Annotated in this window: 1 rRNA gene (cut by a window edge); it reads left to right on the forward strand. The window is 57.0% G+C overall.

The window, feature by feature from the left end:
* Positions 1–61 precede the first annotated feature (61 nt).
* Positions 62–1,889, forward strand: a 23S ribosomal RNA gene (locus AC069T_RS30740); it runs 1,491 nt beyond the window's last position.

Genomic DNA, 1,889 nt, shown 5'->3' on the forward strand with positions numbered 1-1,889 from the left:
GTTCGGGGTGATGGGTGGTTGGTCGTTGTTTGAGAACTGCACAGTGGACGCGAGCATCTGTGGCCAAGTTTTTAAGGGCGCACGGTGGATGCCTTGGCACCAGGAACCGATGAAGGACGTGGGAGGCCACGATAGTCCCCGGGGAGCCGTCAACCAGGCTTTGATCCGGGGGTTTCCGAATGGGGAAACCCGGCAGTCGTCATGGGCTGTCACCCATACCTGAACACATAGGGTATGTGGAGGGAACGCGGGGAAGTGAAACATCTCAGTACCCGCAGGAAGAGAAAACAACCGTGATTCCGGGAGTAGTGGCGAGCGAAACTGGATGAGGCTAAACCTACGACGTGTGAGACCCGGCAGGGGTTGCGTCGTGGGGGTTGTGGGATTTCTCTTTTACGGTCTGCCGGCCGTGAGACGAGTCAGAAACCGTTGATGTAGGCGAAGGACATGCGAAAGGTCCGGCGTAGAGGGTAAGACCCCCGTAGTCGAAACGTCAACGGCTCGTTTGAGAAACACCCAAGTAGCACGGGGCCCGAGAAATCCCGTGTGAATCTGGCGGGACCACCCGCTAAGCCTAAATATTCCCTGGTGACCGATAGCGGATAGTACCGTGAGGGAATGGTGAAAAGTACCGCGGGAGCGGAGTGAAATAGTACCTGAAACCGTGTGCCTACAAGCCGTGGGAGCGTCGCTGTATGTGCTTGCACATACAGTCGTGACTGCGTGCCTTTTGAAGAATGAGCCTGCGAGTTTGCGGTGTGTTGCGAGGTTAACCCGTGTGGGGAAGCCGTAGCGAAAGCGAGTCCGAATAGGGCGATTCAGTAGCGCGCTCAAGACCCGAAGCGGAGTGATCTAGCCATGGGCAGGTTGAAGCGGAGGTAAGACTTCGTGGAGGACCGAACCCACCAGGGTTGAAAACCTGGGGGATGACCTGTGGTTAGGGGTGAAAGGCCAATCAAACTCCGTGATAGCTGGTTCTCCCCGAAATGCATTTAGGTGCAGCGTCGTGTGTTTCTTGCCGGAGGTAGAGCACTGGATAGGCGATGGGCCCTACCGGGTTACTGACCTTAGCCAAACTCCGAATGCCGGTAAGTGAGAGCACGGCAGTGAGACTGTGGGGGATAAGCTCCATGGTCGAGAGGGAAACAGCCCAGAGCATCGACTAAGGCCCCTAAGCGTACGCTAAGTGGGAAAGGATGTGGAGTCGCACAGACAACCAGGAGGTTGGCTTAGAAGCAGCCACCCTTGAAAGAGTGCGTAATAGCTCACTGGTCTAGTGATTCCGCGCCGACAATGTAGCGGGGCTCAAGCGTACCGCCGAAGTCGTGTCATTCCAGCACATACCCCCAACGGGGGCTGGGATGGGTAGGGGAGCGTCGTGTGCCGGGTGAAGCCGCAGCGGAAGCTAGTGGTGGACGGTTCACGAGTGAGAATGCAGGCATGAGTAGCGATACACACGTGAGAAACGTGTGCGCCGATTGACTAAGGGTTCCTGGGTCAAGCTGATCTGCCCAGGGTAAGTCGGGACCTAAGGCGAGGCCGACAGGCGTAGTCGATGGATAACCGGTTGATATTCCGGTACCCGCTGTGAAGCGTCAAACATTGAACCAGGCGATGCTAAGTCCGTGAAGCCGTTCCGGACCCTTCGGGGAAAGGAAAGTGGTGGAGCCGACGGACCAGACCTGTAGTAGGTGAGTGATGGGGTGACGCAGGAAGGTAGTCCATCCCGGGCGGTGGTTGTCCCGGGGTAAGGGTGTAGGCCGTGCGATAGGTAAATCCGTCGCACATTAAGGCTGAGACCTGATGCCGAGCCGATTGTGGTGAAGTGGATGATCCTATGCTGTCGAGAAAAGCCTCTAGCGAGTTTCATGGCGGCCCGTACCCTAAAC

This window comes from Streptomyces sp. NPDC043867 (assembly GCF_056435845.1).